The organism is Streptomyces xiaopingdaonensis, assembly GCF_000262345.1.
Classification (GTDB): Bacteria; Actinomycetota; Actinomycetes; order Streptomycetales; family Streptomycetaceae; genus Streptomyces; species Streptomyces xiaopingdaonensis.
Window position 1 is genome coordinate 1 of the sequence record NZ_AJTQ01000118.1, and the last position, 372, is coordinate 372.

Here is a 372-nt window from a genome sequence, read left to right on the forward strand (position 1 = left end):
CGCCGCGACCTCCTCGCCGACCTGCTTCAGCCAGCGGGTGACGGTGCCCTCGGTCACGGACTCGCCGAGCGCCGGAAGCGTCACGTCGGTACCCTCGGCCGCGCCGCCCGACGAGGCAGGCGCAGGCTGGGCCGGAGCCTGCTGCTGCGGCGCCTCCGCGGGAGCCGGCTGTGCGGGCGCCTGCTGCTGCGGGGCCTCCTGCTGGGGCGCCGCGGCCGGTGCGGGGGCGCCCGAACCGTCGTCGATCGACGCGAGTTCGGCGCCGACCTCGACCGTCTCGTCCTCGGCGACCTTGATCGAGGAGAGCGTCCCCGCGGCAGGAGACGGGATCTCGGTGTCGACCTTGTCGGTGGAGACCTCGAGCAACGGCTC

1 protein-coding gene is annotated in these 372 nt (G+C 75.3%); it reads right to left on the reverse strand.

All coding sequences use genetic code 11. The features are described 5' to 3' along the window. Window positions 1–372, reverse strand: a 372-nt coding sequence (locus UWG_RS29760) for a biotin/lipoyl-containing protein (RefSeq protein ID WP_033196048.1), incomplete at both ends; no start/stop codon positions are given.